Source organism: Noviherbaspirillum sp. UKPF54, from assembly GCF_007874125.1.
In the GTDB taxonomy this organism is placed as follows: domain Bacteria; phylum Pseudomonadota; class Gammaproteobacteria; order Burkholderiales; family Burkholderiaceae_D; genus Noviherbaspirillum.
Genome location: NZ_CP040128.1, coordinates 1,680,498 through 1,696,326, shown reverse-complemented (window position 1 = coordinate 1,696,326; position 15,829 = coordinate 1,680,498). Strand labels below are relative to the sequence as shown.

Genomic DNA, 15,829 nt, shown 5'->3' with positions numbered 1-15,829 from the left:
GTGACACAGTAATGGATTTTCATTCTCTCTATCAGCAAAAGCGGATGACAGCCGCTGACGCCCTGCGCATTGTCCAAAACGGCGACACAATCGTCGTGCCGACCGGAGTCGGGGAGCCTCCAGCCTTGCTGACCGCGCTATCGGAACAGCGCCGCGATTTCCGCGATGTGCAGGTCGCGCAAATCCTGCCGCTACGTAAATATGGCTATTTTGACTGTGACACCTCGGAACATGTGCGCCATCTGGCTTACTTCCTCGGCGGGCCCTCCCGACCGGGCTGCCAGGATGGCTGGATTGACTTCGTTCCGGCCTATTTCTCCGAATTGCCGACGCTGCTGGACCGTGGCTACCTGCCGGCCGACGTGGTGTTCAGCATGGCCTCGCCGATGGACGAACATGGCTATTTCTCTCTGAGCCTGGCGGCCGATTACACGATGGCCGCCATCCGCAAGGCCCGGGCCGTGGTGTTGGAAGTTAATCCCAACGTACCGTTCGCCAACGGCGATTGCCATGTCCATATTTCCCAGGTCGCCGGCCTGATCGAAAGCGAAGAGCCGCTCTTGGAAGTCGGATTGCCCAAGATCGGACCGGTGCAGGAAGCTATCGGCAAGTATGTCGCCGACTTGATTCCGGATGGAGCGACCCTGCAAATCGGTTACGGCGCCATTCCCGATGCAGTGGTGATGCAGCTAACCGGCAAACAGGACCTCGGCGTCCATACCGAGATGATCGGGGACGGCATCATGACGCTGGTGGAATCCGGCGCCGTCACGAACCGCCGGAAGAATTATCACCCGGGCAAAATACTGGCTACCTTCGCTCTGGGCTCCAAGAAACTTTACCAGTTCATGCACCGCAACCCGGCCTTCGAAATGCATCCGGTGGACTTTATCAACAATCCCTACTTGGCCGGGCAGAACGATAACCTCATTACCATCAACGCCACAATGCAAGTGGACCTGATCGGCCAGTGCGGCTCCGAGAGCCTTGGCTTCACTCCGTACTCGGGCACCGGCGGGCAGGCCGATTTTGTTCGTGCTGCCAATTATTCGAAGGGCGGCAAGTCCTTCATCGTCCTGCCGTCTACGGCCAAGGACAATACCATCTCCCGCATTGTGCCCACGCTAACTCCTGGCACCCATGTAACGACCGGCAAGAATGATGTCAATTACGTGGTCACCGAGTATGGAGTGGCCCAATTGCGGGGCAAGACCGCCAAGCAGCGCGTCGAAGCGCTGATCGGCATCGCCCATCCGGATTTTCGGAATGAACTTCGCGAAGAGGCGAAACGAATGAAATTGGCATAAGTCCACCTGCAACGAACGCAAATTAATGGCGCGCTTGGCATTCGGTGCGGTTAATGCACCAAATCGCCAGCAGCAGTTTGAAACGGAAGAGCCCGGTCGCGTGCGGATGACCGACATTACGTCCATCTGCACGCACGAAGGCCGACTCGAAGCAATAATGTTCAGGTGTGGCGGAACAGCTGCACCAGCCAGTTGGCGAACACGCGTACGCGGCCCGAGGCCGGAATGGTTCGCGACGCACGAGCACATGTACGCAGACCATTTTTGAGATCGCCCCAACAGCTTGAAGGTGCGCTTTAACCCTCCCAGCGCGACCCTAAAATGATGCGACAGAGATTTCCTCGCTGAAAGTCAGCGTCTTTGAATGCGAGAAAATCATCATTGAACGTGCCGAATGTGCTATCAGGCCGATGCTTCAATCCCTGATAGAACGTTTCGATGACCTCATGCCCGAAGTCGTGGCTACGTGGATATGCGGCAATCACGGCCTGGCGCTCTTCATCCGTGAAGTGATCATAGTTGCGACCCGTCATGTCCATTCCGGCTCCAGCCTGCACTAAGAAGACCTCCGGATGCATATGTTCGGGAATGCCCGGCGTCGTGTGGAGGGCGATAGCAAGCCAAACTTTCTCGATATCTCCCTCGGAGATCCCATGCCCCCGCAGAAAATCGCGTGCGGCGTTTGCACCATCCACTTCGAAGCGTCGTTGGCTTTCGTGGTAGGTGTGCGTGATGCCGATATCGTGGAACATGGCCGCGGCATAAAGCAGTTCCGGATCAAACGTCAGGCCCTGCCGTTTTCCAGCCAAGGCACCCCAAAAATAAACCCGCGTGGAATGCTGGAACAGCATATCGCTCTCGGTGTCGCGAATGAGTTGCGTTATTTCGCGTGCAAGACTGCTATCTGGAATCTTTACACCAAAGATGTCGGTATTTGTCACGATGTTATCCTTCAAATGGCGCCGAACGATTACCGGATGGCCGCGGCCGGCGTGGCACGAAAGCTGATTGCCATCCGGTTGTAGGCGTTCATGAGACCGATCGCGATCGTAAGGTCTGCGAGCTGTTTTTTGCCGAATACGGCTGCGGCGGCTTCATAGTCGGCGTCCGGCACACCTGTTTCGGCAACGCGTGTCACCGTCTCTGCCCAGGCAAGCGCGGCACGCTCGGCGGCGTCGAACAATGTGCCGCCCTCGCGCCAAGCCGGAACCAGCACGAGTTTCTCGACTGCGACGCCCTCATTCAACAGGTCGCGCGAATGCATATCGATGCAGTAGGCGCAGCCGTTGATCTGCGATACGCGAAGATAGACGAGGTCTACCAATACTTTGGGCAACCCGCTTTGCAGAATGTGGCTGTAAACCCCGCCGAGTGCCTTTACGCCGGCCGGTGTGGCAGCGTTGTAATCCATGCGTTGCATTTGGTATCTCCTGATAAAAAAGCCGGCGTGCGGCCGAACAATGGTACCGACTGCGCCCATCTGGGGCGCAGCGGTTAACGTGTATAGCGTCGTTGGCGGCTTGAAGTTGAGTCCGAACGGCTCCAGCCGCAGGAGAACAATGCACTCTCAGGTGGTTAAAAAACAGTGCCAAGATTGGTGAATTTCAATGTACCATGAGCAATGACTTCTCTTCCTATCGGCCTTGACCACGCCAAGAAGACGCCCCTAGCCACACAGATTTACGCGGCCATCCGAGAGGGGATCGAGTCGGGGCAGATTCCCGCCAATGCGAAGCTCCCTTCGTGGCGGGATTTGGCGGCTCAGCTGGGCGTCTCCCGTGGCACGGTACGTTTGGCCTACGAACGCCTGGTCGACGAACAACTCGCGTTGGGCCTTGGCGCCGCCGGCACTCGCGTAACCGAGCGCCCCACCGTGTCCCCCGCATCCAGTTGGTCGCCCGAGGCGCCGCCAATGCCGGATCTTTTCCATGATTTCGGGGCCGTGCCATTGGCGTTTCAAATGGGCGTCCCCGCCCAAGATGAGTTCCCGTACAAGTTGTGGTCGCGCATCGTGGCCCGGGCGGCCCGGCGCGCCGCTGCGGCCCCTGTGGGGTATCCGGATCCTCGCGGCGATCCCGATTTGCGGAAGGAAGTCGCCGCCTACTTGGGTATAGCCCGCGGCCTTCGATGCAGCCCTTCCCAGGTGCTGATAACGGCAGGCTTCTCCGGGGCGCTCGGACTTGCGATCCGTGGACTTGAACTGGAGGGGAGGGCGGCTTGGATGGAGGATCCGGGCTTTCCGCTCACACGCACTGCGCTTGGCCTGGCTGGCATGACGCCAACAGCCGTCCCCGTCGATGACGAAGGGTTGAACGTTGCCGCTGGCCTTCGGACCGCTCCCGAAGCTGGCCTAGCAGTCGTGACGCCAGGCCAGCAGGCGCCACTTGGCATGACGATGTCACTCGCTCGGCGGCTTGCACTGCTTGCATGGGCCCGGCAGAACGATGCCTGGATCATTGAGGACGATTATTTAAGCGAGCTGCAGCTGGAAGGGAGGGCAGCTCCGGCACTTGCATCGCTCGATCAGGGAGGACGGGTGCTGCATATCGGTACGTTCAGCAAGACCATCAGCCCGGCGTTGCGCTTAGGATTCCTGGTTGTGCCATCGGAACAGGTACGCCGGTTTGGCGACCTTGCCGCCTGCCTGGCGCCAGCCCCGGCTGCGAGTATCCAGTATGCAGTGGCGGATTTTTTGCGCGAAGGACACTACCTTCGCCATCTGCGCCGCATGAAACGGCTTTATGCCGCCCGACGGGAGGCTCTGCTTCGTTGTTTGCACCAGGAGGCGCTAGACTCGATCAAGGTCCAAGCGACTGCAGGCATGGCTGTTGTGGTCCGGCTTCGTGAATCCGTATCTGACGTTGACGTCGCTTTGCGCGCCCTACAGTTCGGCCTCGCGCCAGTTCCACTGTCCCCATGGTACGTGGAAACTCCCCAGCCGCGCGGGTTGCTGCTTGGCGTAACCAACCTCAATGAACATAGCCTTGCGGCAGATTGCCGTCGGCTCGCAGAATTGGCGCGATAGCAGTGCGTTTGCACAATTTTCGCCTTCTCTCGTTCATCCTTCATTCTGAGCCTGTTCATCGGGGTCATATAGCCCCTGGAATGGGGCACCAAGGACAGGCTGCCGAGTCTGGCCTACTATGCCTTTGCTTCATGCTCGTACCAGTGCTGTGACCGGTTAACAATGCCCACCACCAGCAGCATCGCAGGCACTTCAATCAGGACACCGACGACCGTAGCCAGGGCCGCACCTGACTGGAATCCGAACAGGCTGATCGCGGTCGCCACCGCCAGCTCAAAGAAATTCGATGCCCCGATCAGGCTGGACGGGCCGGCGACACAATGCGCTACACCTAGCCTGCGGTTGAGCAGATACGCCAGGCCGGAATTGAAGAACACCTGGATCAGGATAGGCACAGCCAGCAGGGCGATGACGACCGGCTGTTCGATAATCGCATCGCCTTGGAATGCGAACAGCAGAACCAGAGTCAGCAACAGCGCCGAGATCGAATACGGCCCGAATGTCGATATGGCACGCTCCAGATTGGCTGTACCCTTGGCCAAAAGCGCCTTGCGGATCAATTGGGCAAGAATCACCGGGATGACGATATACAGGCCTACCGATGTGATCAACGTATCCCACGGAACGGTGATGGCAGACAGCCCCAGCAGCAAGGCGACCAGCGGCGCAAACGCGACGATCATGATCGAGTCGTTCAATGCCACTTGCGACAGGGTGAAATACGGATCACCCTTGCAGAGCTGACTCCAGACGAACACCATCGCCGTGCACGGCGCGGCGGCCAGCAGAATCAGCCCGGCGATATAGCTGTCGAGCTGGTCCGCCGGCAGCCACGCGGCAAACAGGTGCCGGATGAACAGCCAGCCGAGGAACGCCATCGAAAAAGGCTTCACCAGCCAGTTCACCAGCAGCGTCACGCCAATGCCGCGCCAGTGGCCCTTGACCTGGGAGAGCGCGCCGAAGTCGATCTTGATCAGCATCGGAATGATCATTACCCAGATCAGCAATCCCACCGGGATGTTCACCTGCGCCACTTCCAGCCGGGCTATCGCCTGGAACACACCGGGAAAGATGCGCCCGAGGAGGATGCCGGCAATGATGCACAGCGCGACCCAGACGGTCAGATAGCGTTCAAAAAAGCCGATGGCCGGCTTGGCGCCGCCAGCGACTGCAGTGGTGTGAGAGGTTGTCATTGCGCGGTGTGGTGTTCGGGTTGTCGCAAGGTAGGTCAGTCGTTGGCCACGGGCGTGTCGCCGATCTTCTTGATTTCCTGCTGGATTGCGTGCTTTTCAAGCGATTGCAGTGGCAAGCTGACGAAGGAGTTCATTCGCGCCATGATCTGCTTGAAGATTTTTTCAAAGGCCGCTCGCTTTTGTTCATCCGTACCCTCGACCGCAGCCGGGTCTTCAAATCCCCAGTGCGCGCTCGCAGGATGGCCGGGCCAGACCGGACATGCTTCGCCGGCCGCGTTGTCGCAGACAGTGATGATGAAATCCATGTGCGGCGCACCAGGCGCCGCGAACTCGTCCCAGCTCTTGCTGCGCAAATCACCAACCGGGTATCCCGTTTTCTTGACCTGTTCGATGGCAAACGGATTGACTTTGCCGCCGGGCTTGCTGCCGGCAGAAAATCCGCGGAAACGACCTTTCCCCATGGTCGTCACCAATGCCTCGGCCATGATGCTGCGTGCGGAATTGCCGGTGCAAAGAAACAGAACGTTGTAAGTTTTTTCAGTCATGTCTGGACTTCTTCATTAGGAGAGATGATTTTGTACAGGCAGAGTGCGCTAGCCGGGCAAAGGCGCGCAAACTGCGTCGTGTGACGGCCCCGCGTGGGCGACGAGCAGACCGAGCCGTTCGACCCCGATCGGCTCCTGCGCTTGCAGCGGCACCACGGCCCAGCGCCTGGCGTATTTGGCGGCAACCGCTTCGATCTGCGGCAATTCCGTGGCGGCACGCAGCCGCAGCAGCGACGATGTCGGATGCGCGAATGCCAGGCTGTTATTGATGACCCATGCCCATGGTTCGATACCCGCCCGCCTCAAGTCGTCCTGCAAGTTGGCCGCCTCCAGCACGGGCGTGGTTTCGGCCAGCGTGGCGATCAGGACCTTCGTCTGTTTTTCGTCCTGCAGCTGCATCATCGGCGTGGTGAAGTGCATGCCCGTGCTACCCAGCTGACGTGCGATTTCCCGGTGATACGCGCCGGTCGCATCGAGCAGCAGCAGCGTGTGGCCGGTCGGTGCCGTGTCCATCACGACAAACTTCTTGCCCGCCTCGCGGATGATGCGCGAGAACGCCTGAAAAACAGCGATTTCTTCGGTGCAGGGGGAGCGCAAATCTTCTTCCAGCAATGCACGGCCATGCTCATCCAGATCCTTGCCCTTCGTGTGCAGCACGTGTTGCCGATAGCGCTCCGTTTCCGCATGCGGGTCGATCCGGCTAAGAGTCAGGTGTTCAAGCGATTCGCTCAACGTATCCGCCAGGTGCGCGGCCGGATCGGACGTGGTCAGATGAACCGGAAGGCCGCGGCGGGCGAGTTCTACCGCAATCGCGGCGGCCAGCGTGGTCTTGCCGACGCCGCCTTTGCCCATCACCATGATCAGGCCGTGGCCATCGCCTGCCATGTCATCCACCAGGGATGACAGGTCCGGCGCTGACGGAAGAGGCTGCGGTTCCAGCTCGCTTCCTTGTTGAATGGAGTCGCCGCCGAACATCTGGCGCAGGGAAGGCAGGCCGACAAGGTTGAACGGCTTGAGCGAAATCTGATCGGCGGGAAGCGACTGGATGGATTGCGGGATAGCCGCGAGTGCCGCCTGCTCACGCTTGCGGATCGCGCCCGCCAAGGGATCGATGGCAGCTTCGGAGGCCGGCAACACACCATTGATGACAAGGTATTGCTGCGTCAGCCCGATGGCGGCCAGTTCTTCATGGGTACGCGCCACCTCCCGTAGCGTCGAGGCCTGCGCACGCGCGACGAGAATCAGGCGCGTGTGCCTCGTGTCGGCCAATGCGTCTACGGCCGCCTTGTATTGCTCTCGCTGCTTTTCCAGGCCGGCAAGCGGCCCCAGGCAGGAGGCGTCCCCTTTGCCTTCTTCCAGGAAGCTGCTCCATGCTCCCGGCAGTTGCAATAATCGGATGGTATGGCCGGTCGGCGCCGTATCGAAAATGATGTGATCGTATTGCTCCAGCAGCGTGCGGTCGGTGAGCAGCCCGGTGAACTCGTCAAAGGCGGCAATCTCGGTCGTGCATGCGCCGGAGAGCTGTTCCTCGATGCCGCTGACGACTGCATCGGGCAGCACGCCGCGTACCGGGCCGACGATCCGGTCCCGGTAGCGTTGGGCGGCGGCTTGCGGGTTAATCTCCAATGCATATAAGCGCGGCACTTCGTCCACGGGCTTGAACGTGTCACCAATGGTCATGCCGAACACCTGGCCTACGTTGGATGCCGGGTCCGTGCTGACCAGGAGTACACGTTTGCCCTGGTCTGCAAAGCGCAGCGCCGTGGCGCAGGCCAGTGAAGTCTTCCCGACGCCCCCCTTGCCGGTAAAAAAAAGAAACGGAGGTGCTTGATCCAGAAATTGCATGGAGATTTCTCCTGTGGTCAGCAGCAGCCAGAACCCGGTTTGCAGCTATTGGCCGGCTGCGCGGCAACGGCAAACGCGCTGATGCCTGCCCAGCGCGCCAGCTCGGCGCGGCGCGGGTAGCGACCTGCCAGCGCCACGTCGCCGTTCACCAAAATTAACGGCAATCCTTCCTGGCCGGACCGCTCCAGAAACCCTTTCACTACCGCGTTTTCGGCAAATGCCATCGGCTGCTGCGCCAGGTTGAAACGCTCCACTTTTCCACCTTGCTGTTCGACCCATTTGACGTCGGCGGCAAAGACGACGAGCTGTTGGTCGACATCCACTCCGCACACGCCGCTGCTGCAGCACAGTGCCGGGTCATAGACTTGGATAGTTGCCATGGTTTTCTCCTGAAACGCCGACATGGGCGCGATGGTGAGTAGTGTTAATGAGTAGCTGGTCAGGCTTTTGCCGCTTCCATGTTGCAGCCACTGACTGGCGAACACGGATTCCCGCCGCAGCAGTTCTCCGTCAAATAGCCAATCAGGCCATTCATCACGTCAAAATTTGCTGCATAGATGACGAAGCGCCCCTCCTGCCTGGATACTATCAAGCCTGCGTAGGAGAGCTCCTTGAGATGGAACGACAGCGACGACGGTGGGATACCTATTTGCTCGGCAATTTTGCTTGCGGCCATTCCTGACGGGCCGGCGCGCACCAGCAGGCGGAAGACGCCGAGGCGGGATTCTTGCGCCAATGCGCCGAGCGCGGTGATGACTTGTTTGGTTTCCACGGTGAATCCCCTTTACTTATTCCATAATTCGACAATAATGGAATTGTAGAATAAACTGAGTTGAATCGTCTATCCTTTAAAGGGCAACAGGTCATGAGCGAACGCGCCGAAATTGACGTTGGATTGCTTAATAGCAAGTGTTTTTGCATTAGCTTGGATAACGACGCCTTACGCAATGCGCTGGAGTCGGAGCTTGGGCTTGCTGGTTTGTCCCGCATGATCGAGCAACGCTGCCCGCATCTGTTTGCCCCCCAACCGGTCTTCCTGTCCCGCTCGCAACAGGAGTGTATGGGAACTGCCATTGCCGCTATTGAATCGGTGATTGCGCTGCCTGCCTATCGTGAAGCTGTGCTGGCGACAGCGCCAGCCATTGCCCGCCATGATCCGGGGGGAGCCAAAGGCGTCTTCTTCGGTTATGACTTTCATGTCGATGGCGACCGCGTGGGGCTTATCGAAATCAACACCAACGCTGGCGGCGCGATGCTGAATGCCGCGCTGGCACGGGCGCATCGGGCTTGTTGTGCCGAAGTCGAAAGCATTCTCTCGCCACTCGGCGCCGAGCCGACACTGGAGGCAAACATCCTCTCCATGTTCCGCGCCGAGTGGGCGGCGTCGGGACGGAACAGCCCGCTGCGGACCATCGCTATTGTCGACACCTTCCCTGAAGATCAGTATCTGTATCCGGAATTTCTCTTGTTCCAGCAGCTTTTCCGGCGCGCCGGCCTAGCGGCAGTCATTGCGGATCCTTCGGAGCTGGTCTTGCGTGACGGCGTTCTTTGGCATGGCAATACCGCGATTGATCTGGTGTACAACCGCCTCACCGATTTCATGCTGGAACAGCCTTCAAGCGCGGCCCTGCGGCAAGCCTACCTGGACCATGCTGCCGTCCTGACTCCGCATCCGCAAGCGCATGCCCTCTATGCGGACAAGCGCAACCTGGCCTTGCTATCCGACGCGGGCCAACTGGACGCCCTTGGCGTGCCTCCCGCCACGCAAGCAATCCTTTTGGCGACGATTCCGCGCACCGAGCTCGTGAGCATGGTCAATGCCGAACAGCTCTGGGCGCAACGGCGGTCATTATTTTTCAAACCTGTGGCAGGCTTTGGGGGACGGGCCGCCTATCGCGGCGACAAGCTGACGAAGCGCGTCTGGCAAGAGATCCTGGCGGGCGAGTATGTCGCGCAAACGATTGTGACGCCCGGAGAGCGTGCAAGCGGTCCCGAAGACAAAGAAGCCATGCTTAAATTCGATGTACGCAACTACGTGTATGACGGAGCGGTGCAAAGCCTGGCGGCCCGCCTTTATCAAGGGCAGACTACCAACTTCCGCACACCGGGAGGCGGGTTTGCGCCCATCTATCGTTGGAAGGAGCGGGGGCCGCAATTGCCAGCACCGGCCTCTCCCGAATTAACGGCAGGCCCCTGATCTTCGGCCCGGATCTTTCTACGCAAGGCAGATCAATGCGGTTTTTGCAGACGCTCGTTAAGGAGCGCATTCTGCTCCTGCAGCATGGCGATGATCTGGTCGTTCTGATCGCGTAAGCGAGGCAAAACGGACATGACCAGTTTCGGTGGCGAGCTATCGGGAAGGTTCGCCATCATCTGCGCCATATGCCGAAGCATCCGACGGCTGAGCGCATTACCGAGGCGGCCGCGGTTTGCCGTCGAAAGATAGCGAAAGGCGATCACTCCGCCTATCACGGCTGCTCCAAGAACGACGATTCTGTTCATGCGTCCTCCTAATGGCGAACTCGGAAAGCTGGGCACTCTTCCCACATCCATGTGATCGATCTTGCTGTTTGCCATTTTGCACCTCTTCGCTTCGCCAGAACAGCGGGCTGGCTACGAACAGCATAATACAAATCCAGCACGGTATTCCGTCGTTTTATCCAAGGCTGCCAGCCGCATATTGCCGCCTAAAGCGACTGAACGGGGGGATTGCCAAGCGACAGTCTATGGCCGCAGCTAGTTCTTCGACACCGATCCACGAGCGGCAGCTATTTCCCGCGTGGCAGACTCTTCCTCCCCCTGAAATTTCATCCCGCACGTTCCGTCAGAGGCATTTTCATAGACGTTGCATGTCGATCCCCATTCTGATGCCAAAGGCTGGCACAGAAACATTTCCATGTGTATTATCGCCAGCGCGATGGCAGGCAAAGGGACGCTAAAATCGCACCAGTGCGACGCGAGGGCTGATTCAGCAGCTCGATCCGGCAACCACGGAATATTTTCGCGTGTGCGCTTGAGTTCTCGATAGGCTGGCGAAAAAGTACGTGGCGAAGGCTCTCGCCATGCACACGCGAGGCAAGTTGGGAAATGCTCGCCAACTCGGTTATCCGGTCTTCGCATTAGCACGCAATGAAGCTTCTCTTCAAATCAGGGAAAAGTAACAGTAATGAAATTTATTCATGCGGCGGACATCCACCTGGACAGTCCGTTGACTGGTCTATGCGCCTATCCGGATGCGCCTGCGCAGATGCTGCGCAGCGCCACCCGCGACGCGTTTACCAATCTGATCAACGAGGCGATCGAGCTGCAGGTCGATTTTCTGGTCATCGCGGGAGACCTGTATGACGGCGGCTGGAAAGACCATAATACCGGCATCTACTTTTGCCGCGAAATGGGCCGCCTGAAGAAGGCCGGCATCGATGTCTATGTCACGCTCGGCAACCACGACGCCGAAAGCGAGATGACCAGGAAGCTGATCCTGCCTGACAATGTGCATATCTTTGAATCCCGCAAAGCGCAGACATTCGTCCTTGATGATCTGAAGGTGGCGCTGCACGGGCGCAGTTTCAAGGATGCCGCCACCACCGAGAACCTGGCGCAGACTTATCCTGACCCCGTGCCAGGCATGTTCAACATCGGCGTGCTGCACACCGCTCTGGGCGTGCAGTCCACCCATGCCAACTATGCTCCCTGCACAATCGATGAACTGTACGCGAAGGGTTATCAGTACTGGGCGCTAGGCCATGTGCATGAATACCAGATCTGGCAGGGCGCTTCGACCATCGTATTTCCAGGGAACCTTCAAGGACGCCATATCCGCGAAACCGGCCCGCGCGGCGCCGTGCTCGTTACCGCGGACGAAGGAGGCGTCCAGAAGGTCGAGCGACTGCTCGTCGACGTGCTGCGCTGGCATAGCGTGAGCGTCGACGCGACCGGATGCGGCTCCATGGAGGACGTGGTACACGCCATCAACAAGGAACTGGGAGCGGTTGTTGACGGCACTCCTTCCAATATGCCGTCCGCGGTCAGGATCACCATCACGGGCAAAACGCCGGCGCATGGCGAATTATTTGGAATGGAGGCGCAGCTGCGGGCAGAAGTGCTGGCATCCGCCGCCGCGATCGGTTCCGAGCGCATCTGGATCGAAAAAGTCAAAACCAGCACGACGGCGTCGGACGACACCGATGCAATTCGCTCGCGCGGCGACGCGCTGGCCGACCTGCAGGAGCTGCTCGAAGAGGCACAAACCGATCCGGAATTCCTCGCCAGCCTGAAGGACGATCTGATGGCGCTGGTGTCCAAGGCGCCGCTGGAACTGCAGAACGCCGTCCCGTACTTCAGGGATATCCGTAGCGGCGACCTCGCCGGACTGGTAAGCGAAATACGTCCCGGCCTCGTGTCACAACTCGCCAGGATGGAGTAAGCAACCATGCGATTGCACCGACTGGACCTGATCAAATACGGCAAATTCACGGAACGACGCGTAGAATTTCCGAATTCAAAGCGCGACTTCCACCTGATTGTCGGGCCCAACGAAGCCGGCAAGTCGACGCTGCGTTCCGCGGTACTCGATTTGCTGTTCGGTATACCGCAGCGCTCAGTGCATGCATTCTTGCATCCGTTGAACGAGCTGCGCCTGGGCGCTTCGATAGGCAATCAGGCAACTTCGCTGGAATTCCAAAGAGCAAAGGCGCAAAAGCAGACGCTGCGCACGCCATCGGATTCGGTCCTTGCGGACAATACGTTGATGCCGTTTCTCGGCACCGCCGACCGTAATTTCTTTGACCAGATGTTCGGTCTCGACCATGCCCGCCTGGTCGACGGCGGCAATAGCATCCTGAACGCGGAAAACGATGTCGGCCAAGTGCTATTCCAGTCCGCCGCCGGCATCGCCAGCCTGGGCAAGATAAGGGATGCGCTCCTGGCGGAAGCCGACAAGTTATGGGCCCCCAGGAAGGCCGCCGACCGGGCGTATTACCGTGCGGCGGATTTGTATGAAAAGGCGGGCACGGCGCTGAAAGAAACGACGGTCCGAACCAAGGTATGGGCGGAGGCCAATACCCGCTTGCAATCCGTGATCGACGAACTCGGCGGCGTGAGCAATTTATTGCGGCAGCTTGAGATCAAGCGCAGCCGGCTGGAACGCATTCGGCGCATCGCGCCGTTCCTGCATACCGTTCGGGACATCGAGCGGCAGCTCGACGAGCTGGCCTCGGTGGCGGATCTGCCTGCTGACGCTGCAACCACCTTGTCGACAGTGGAGCGGGACCTAGCCACCGCAAGACAGTTACTGGAACTGCGCAGCAGCGAAGTCGAAAAGGCACAGGAAGAGCTGGCGCGTATTCAGATCGACGAGGCTGTCCTGGAAGTCGCGTCCGACATTATGATGCTCGAGGAATGCCGGATGCGCTTTGGGGCATACGAGCGCGATATCAGCAAGCGGCAAGGGGAGGTCGATGCACTGCTGGCCGACATGCGTCGGGCGTGCGCCCAGCTGGGATGGGAGTTCGGATCGGAGGACGACATCGCCGCGCGCCTGCCGTCCCTGCTAGTGCGGCGAGAACTGTCGCGCCTGTCTCAGGCGCATAGCGGATTGACCCAGGCATTGCGGGCAGCGGAACAGGCTGAGCAAGCCAAGTCTTCGGAAATCCAGCAACTGTCGCAGGAGCTGGCAGAGATGAAAACCGGTGATGTTCGTCCAACGCTGCGCGCCGCCGTCGCCGCCGCCCGCGCCCTTGGCAACACGGAAGTCGCCATGCAAAAGCAGCAAAGTCAGCTATCAAAGGCCAGAACTGCGCTGGCCAATGCGGAGCTGGCACTCGGAAGATGGAGCAAGCCCATTCCCGAGTTGGCAGCGATGCAATTGCCCGGGCAAGAAGAACTTTTGCAGGTGACTCAAGACCGGCTTATTCTGCTTAATGACAAGAAAGCGCTGGAAGCACGCATGCAGGATCAGGCCGGGGTAGTCTCGACCCTGAAGCTGAAAATCTCCCAGCTCACGGAATTGCATCAACCGACGCCGAAGGAAGCGGTGTCGCAGGCGCGCCAGGAACGCGACGAATCCTGGCTCGCGATCAAGACCGGGGCAATCAGCGTCCAGCAAGGCGCGGAAGGATTCGAAGTACATCTCCATCGCGCAGACGAACTGGCGGACAAGCGGTTTGAAAACGTCGAAGCGGCGGCGCAGTTGCAGAGTCATCAGCACCAGCTTCAGCAGGCAATACATCAGCAATCGATACTCGATGGCCAGTTTTCCGAGCTTAAGGAACAGCTGAGTCAATTCGACAAGATTTGGACAGAGATGGCGGCTTCGTTCGGCTTGCACGGCATGAAGCTGGAAAATATCGCTGAATGGATCGCAAAACGGGATAAAACAATCACGGTCGCTGGGGAATACCAGGACGCAAAGGATAGCGTTGATGCGTTAACGCGTCAGGTGGAGGAACACCGGCTGGCGCTGGCGGCGGCATTGCGCGACGTGGAACTGCACATCGAGGAAACGGACAAGCTCACCACTCTATGCGTGCAAGCGGAACTCCATATTCAGGCCGCCGATAGCAGCAGGGTGCGTCGCGAAACGTTGGAGGGGCAATTGAAGGCTGCAAAGGCACAGGCGCATTCCCTGGTGCAGACCGCCGTCGATGCACGAACTGCCTTGAATAGCTGGAAGGAAGAATGGTCCGCAGCACTAGTGAAGGCGGGGCTGCCACAGGAGAGCGCGACTGGCGCCGTTGGCGGGGCGCTGGAACTCTTCGCATCGCTTGATGAATTGCTGGGTAAGGTGCGACAGATTCGGGTGGAGCGCATCGGCGCAATGAAGGCCGACCTGGAGAAATTCGCCGAGGAAGCGCAGCGCCTTGCCCGTCATTTTGGGACCGAATTCAATGGCATGGCGCCAGAACGGATTGCCCGGGAACTTGTGAAACGGCTGACGCGTGCGAAGGAAACGCGTACAGAAGCGACACGGTTAAATGAGATGATCCGGCTCGCAAAAGAACAAGCGAAAAGCGCGCAGGAATCCATCGAAACGGCCAGCGCCAGTTTAAAACCTCTGATGGAGCGGGCTGGCGTTAATTCCCGATCTCTGCTTTCTGAGGCGATTTCACGTGCTGACGCGTGGCGCCAGTGCATGCTCGAGCTGTCCAAAGCGAAGGCACAGCTTGTCGACGGTGGAGATGGGCTCACCCGCGAACAGCTTGAACAAGAGATCGATGGCATGGACTTGGCGCAGGTCACGGCCGAGCTGGAACACACTACCGCCGAGCTTGGCGAAGCGGTTCAACGCCAGTCAATGCTTTCCGCCGAAAAGGAAAAGGCCAACAGCGCGCTCGAATCCATCGGCGGCTCCGGCGCTGCCGCCATGGCCGAAGCACAGCGGCAGGAAGCGATCGCGCAGATGGCGGATGCGGCGGAACGATATGTCAAAGTCTTTACGGCGGCAAAACTCCTTCGCTGGTCCATTGACCGCTACCGTCAGGAGAAGCAGGGGCCAATGCTGGGCCGCGCAAGCGCAATCTTCGCGCAACTCACGCAAGGGACGTTCCACAGGCTGGTCGTGGATTTTGACGCACAACCGATGACACTACATGGTCAGCGCGCGGACGGCAAACTGGTCGGAATTGCCGGCATGAGTGACGGAACAAGAGACCAACTGTATCTGGCACTGCGTCTGGCTGCGCTGGAAATGCACCTGGAGAAAGCGTCGCCCCTGCCGTTTATAGCGGACGACCTGTTCATTAACTACGATGACGGCCGCTCGACCGCCGGCTTCGAAGCGCTGGCGGCGTTGTCAGAAAAAACGCAGGTGATTTACCTGACCCACCATGAACACCTGGTAGAGCCAGTGCGAGCTGTTTTTGGCCAAAACGTATCCATTGTGCATTTGTAAAATCCCGAAGGGGCGGGCAGCAGCCC

The 15,829-nt window shown here is 59.1% G+C and carries 13 protein-coding genes; 5 read left to right on the top strand and 8 right to left on the bottom strand.

The features are described 5' to 3' along the window. Positions 1–11 precede the first annotated feature (11 nt). Positions 12–1,307, top strand: coding sequence for an acetyl-CoA hydrolase/transferase family protein (locus FAY22_RS07880; protein ID WP_146329697.1), 1,296 nt, complete (start codon positions 12–14; stop codon positions 1,305–1,307). Between the two features lie 296 nt (positions 1,308–1,603). Here the strand turns inward: FAY22_RS07880 and FAY22_RS07875 are convergent, their stop codons facing one another. Both FAY22_RS07875 and FAY22_RS07870 read right to left on the bottom strand, forming a co-directional pair. Beyond that, positions 1,604–2,248: an HD domain-containing protein gene (locus FAY22_RS07875; protein ID WP_246860698.1), complete on the bottom strand. Its 645-nt coding sequence runs from the start codon at positions 2,246–2,248 to the stop codon at positions 1,604–1,606. Between the two features lie 29 nt (positions 2,249–2,277). Next, a complete protein-coding gene (locus tag FAY22_RS07870) occupies positions 2,278–2,727 on the bottom strand; it encodes a carboxymuconolactone decarboxylase family protein (protein ID WP_168204793.1) in 450 nt (149 codons plus the stop codon). Positions 2,728–2,928: 201 nt separating this feature from the next. Here FAY22_RS07870 and FAY22_RS07865 point away from each other — a divergent pair, with 201 nt between their 5' ends. Further along, positions 2,929–4,332, top strand: a complete 1,404-nt coding sequence (locus tag FAY22_RS07865; RefSeq protein WP_146329696.1) for a PLP-dependent aminotransferase family protein — start codon at positions 2,929–2,931, stop codon at positions 4,330–4,332. Between the two features lie 116 nt (positions 4,333–4,448). Here FAY22_RS07865 and arsB read toward each other — a convergent pair whose 3' ends face one another. From arsB to FAY22_RS07840, 5 genes are read right to left on the bottom strand one after another with little or no spacing between them, the layout of a single operon-like run. Further along, positions 4,449–5,525 (bottom strand): ACR3 family arsenite efflux transporter, encoded by a 1,077-nt coding sequence (gene arsB, locus FAY22_RS07860; protein ID WP_146329695.1) that lies wholly within the window; start codon positions 5,523–5,525, stop codon positions 4,449–4,451. 35 nt (positions 5,526–5,560) lie between these two features. Continuing rightward, on the bottom strand, positions 5,561–6,070 hold the full coding sequence (locus FAY22_RS07855) for an arsenate reductase ArsC (RefSeq protein ID WP_146329694.1): 510 nt from the start codon (positions 6,068–6,070) through the stop codon (positions 5,561–5,563). Between the two features lie 48 nt (positions 6,071–6,118). Further along, positions 6,119–7,915, bottom strand: a complete 1,797-nt coding sequence (gene arsA / locus FAY22_RS07850) for an arsenical pump-driving ATPase (protein WP_146329693.1) — start codon at positions 7,913–7,915, stop codon at positions 6,119–6,121. A gap of 17 nt (positions 7,916–7,932) precedes the next feature. Beyond that, the gene (gene arsD / locus FAY22_RS07845) at positions 7,933–8,295 is read right to left on the bottom strand and encodes an arsenite efflux transporter metallochaperone ArsD (RefSeq protein WP_146333347.1); all 363 of its coding nucleotides are present in this window, start codon (positions 8,293–8,295) and stop codon (positions 7,933–7,935) included. A 59-nt stretch (positions 8,296–8,354) separates the two neighbouring features. Then, entirely contained in the window at positions 8,355–8,687 is a 333-nt protein-coding gene (locus tag FAY22_RS07840) for a helix-turn-helix transcriptional regulator (protein WP_146329692.1), read from the bottom strand. Positions 8,688–8,780: 93 nt separating this feature from the next. On the opposite strand from FAY22_RS07840, the gene FAY22_RS07835 reads away from it, so the two are divergent. Then, positions 8,781–10,112 (top strand): hypothetical protein, encoded by a 1,332-nt coding sequence (locus tag FAY22_RS07835; RefSeq protein WP_210411912.1) that lies wholly within the window; start codon positions 8,781–8,783, stop codon positions 10,110–10,112. Between the two features lie 32 nt (positions 10,113–10,144). Here FAY22_RS07835 and FAY22_RS07830 read toward each other — a convergent pair whose 3' ends face one another. Then, a complete protein-coding gene (locus FAY22_RS07830; RefSeq protein WP_146329691.1) occupies positions 10,145–10,417 on the bottom strand; it encodes a hypothetical protein in 273 nt (90 codons plus the stop codon). Positions 10,418–11,081: 664 nt separating this feature from the next. On the opposite strand from FAY22_RS07830, the gene FAY22_RS07825 reads away from it, so the two are divergent. Together FAY22_RS07825 and FAY22_RS07820 are read left to right on the top strand one after the other, a co-directional pair. Next, complete coding sequence (locus FAY22_RS07825; RefSeq protein ID WP_146329690.1) at positions 11,082–12,338, top strand: DNA repair exonuclease; 1,257 nt, start codon at positions 11,082–11,084, stop codon at positions 12,336–12,338. Between the two features lie 6 nt (positions 12,339–12,344). Continuing rightward, positions 12,345–15,803, top strand: a complete 3,459-nt coding sequence (locus tag FAY22_RS07820) for a YhaN family protein (protein ID WP_146329689.1) — start codon at positions 12,345–12,347, stop codon at positions 15,801–15,803. The last annotated feature ends 26 nt before the right edge of the window (positions 15,804–15,829 follow it).

What these genes read in the sequence shown, in the direction of transcription:
- arsD (WP_146333347.1), bottom strand. Translation starts at nt 8,295, where the DNA reads ATGGCAACTATCCAAGTCTATGACCCGGCACTGTGCTGCAGCAGCGGC.
- FAY22_RS07870 (WP_168204793.1), bottom strand. Translation starts at nt 2,727, where the DNA reads ATGCAACGCATGGATTACAACGCTGCCACACCGGCCGGCGTAAAGGCA.
- FAY22_RS07865 (WP_146329696.1), top strand. Translation starts at nt 2,929, where the DNA reads ATGACTTCTCTTCCTATCGGCCTTGACCACGCCAAGAAGACGCCCCTA.
- FAY22_RS07835 (WP_210411912.1), top strand. Translation starts at nt 8,781, where the DNA reads ATGAGCGAACGCGCCGAAATTGACGTTGGATTGCTTAATAGCAAGTGT.
- arsB (WP_146329695.1), bottom strand. Translation starts at nt 5,525, where the DNA reads ATGACAACCTCTCACACCACTGCAGTCGCTGGCGGCGCCAAGCCGGCC.
- FAY22_RS07830 (WP_146329691.1), bottom strand. Translation starts at nt 10,417, where the DNA reads ATGAACAGAATCGTCGTTCTTGGAGCAGCCGTGATAGGCGGAGTGATC.
- FAY22_RS07880 (WP_146329697.1), top strand. Translation starts at nt 12, where the DNA reads ATGGATTTTCATTCTCTCTATCAGCAAAAGCGGATGACAGCCGCTGAC.
- arsA (WP_146329693.1), bottom strand. Translation starts at nt 7,915, where the DNA reads ATGCAATTTCTGGATCAAGCACCTCCGTTTCTTTTTTTTACCGGCAAG.
- FAY22_RS07820 (WP_146329689.1), top strand. Translation starts at nt 12,345, where the DNA reads ATGCGATTGCACCGACTGGACCTGATCAAATACGGCAAATTCACGGAA.
- FAY22_RS07825 (WP_146329690.1), top strand. Translation starts at nt 11,082, where the DNA reads ATGAAATTTATTCATGCGGCGGACATCCACCTGGACAGTCCGTTGACT.
- FAY22_RS07855 (WP_146329694.1), bottom strand. Translation starts at nt 6,070, where the DNA reads ATGACTGAAAAAACTTACAACGTTCTGTTTCTTTGCACCGGCAATTCC.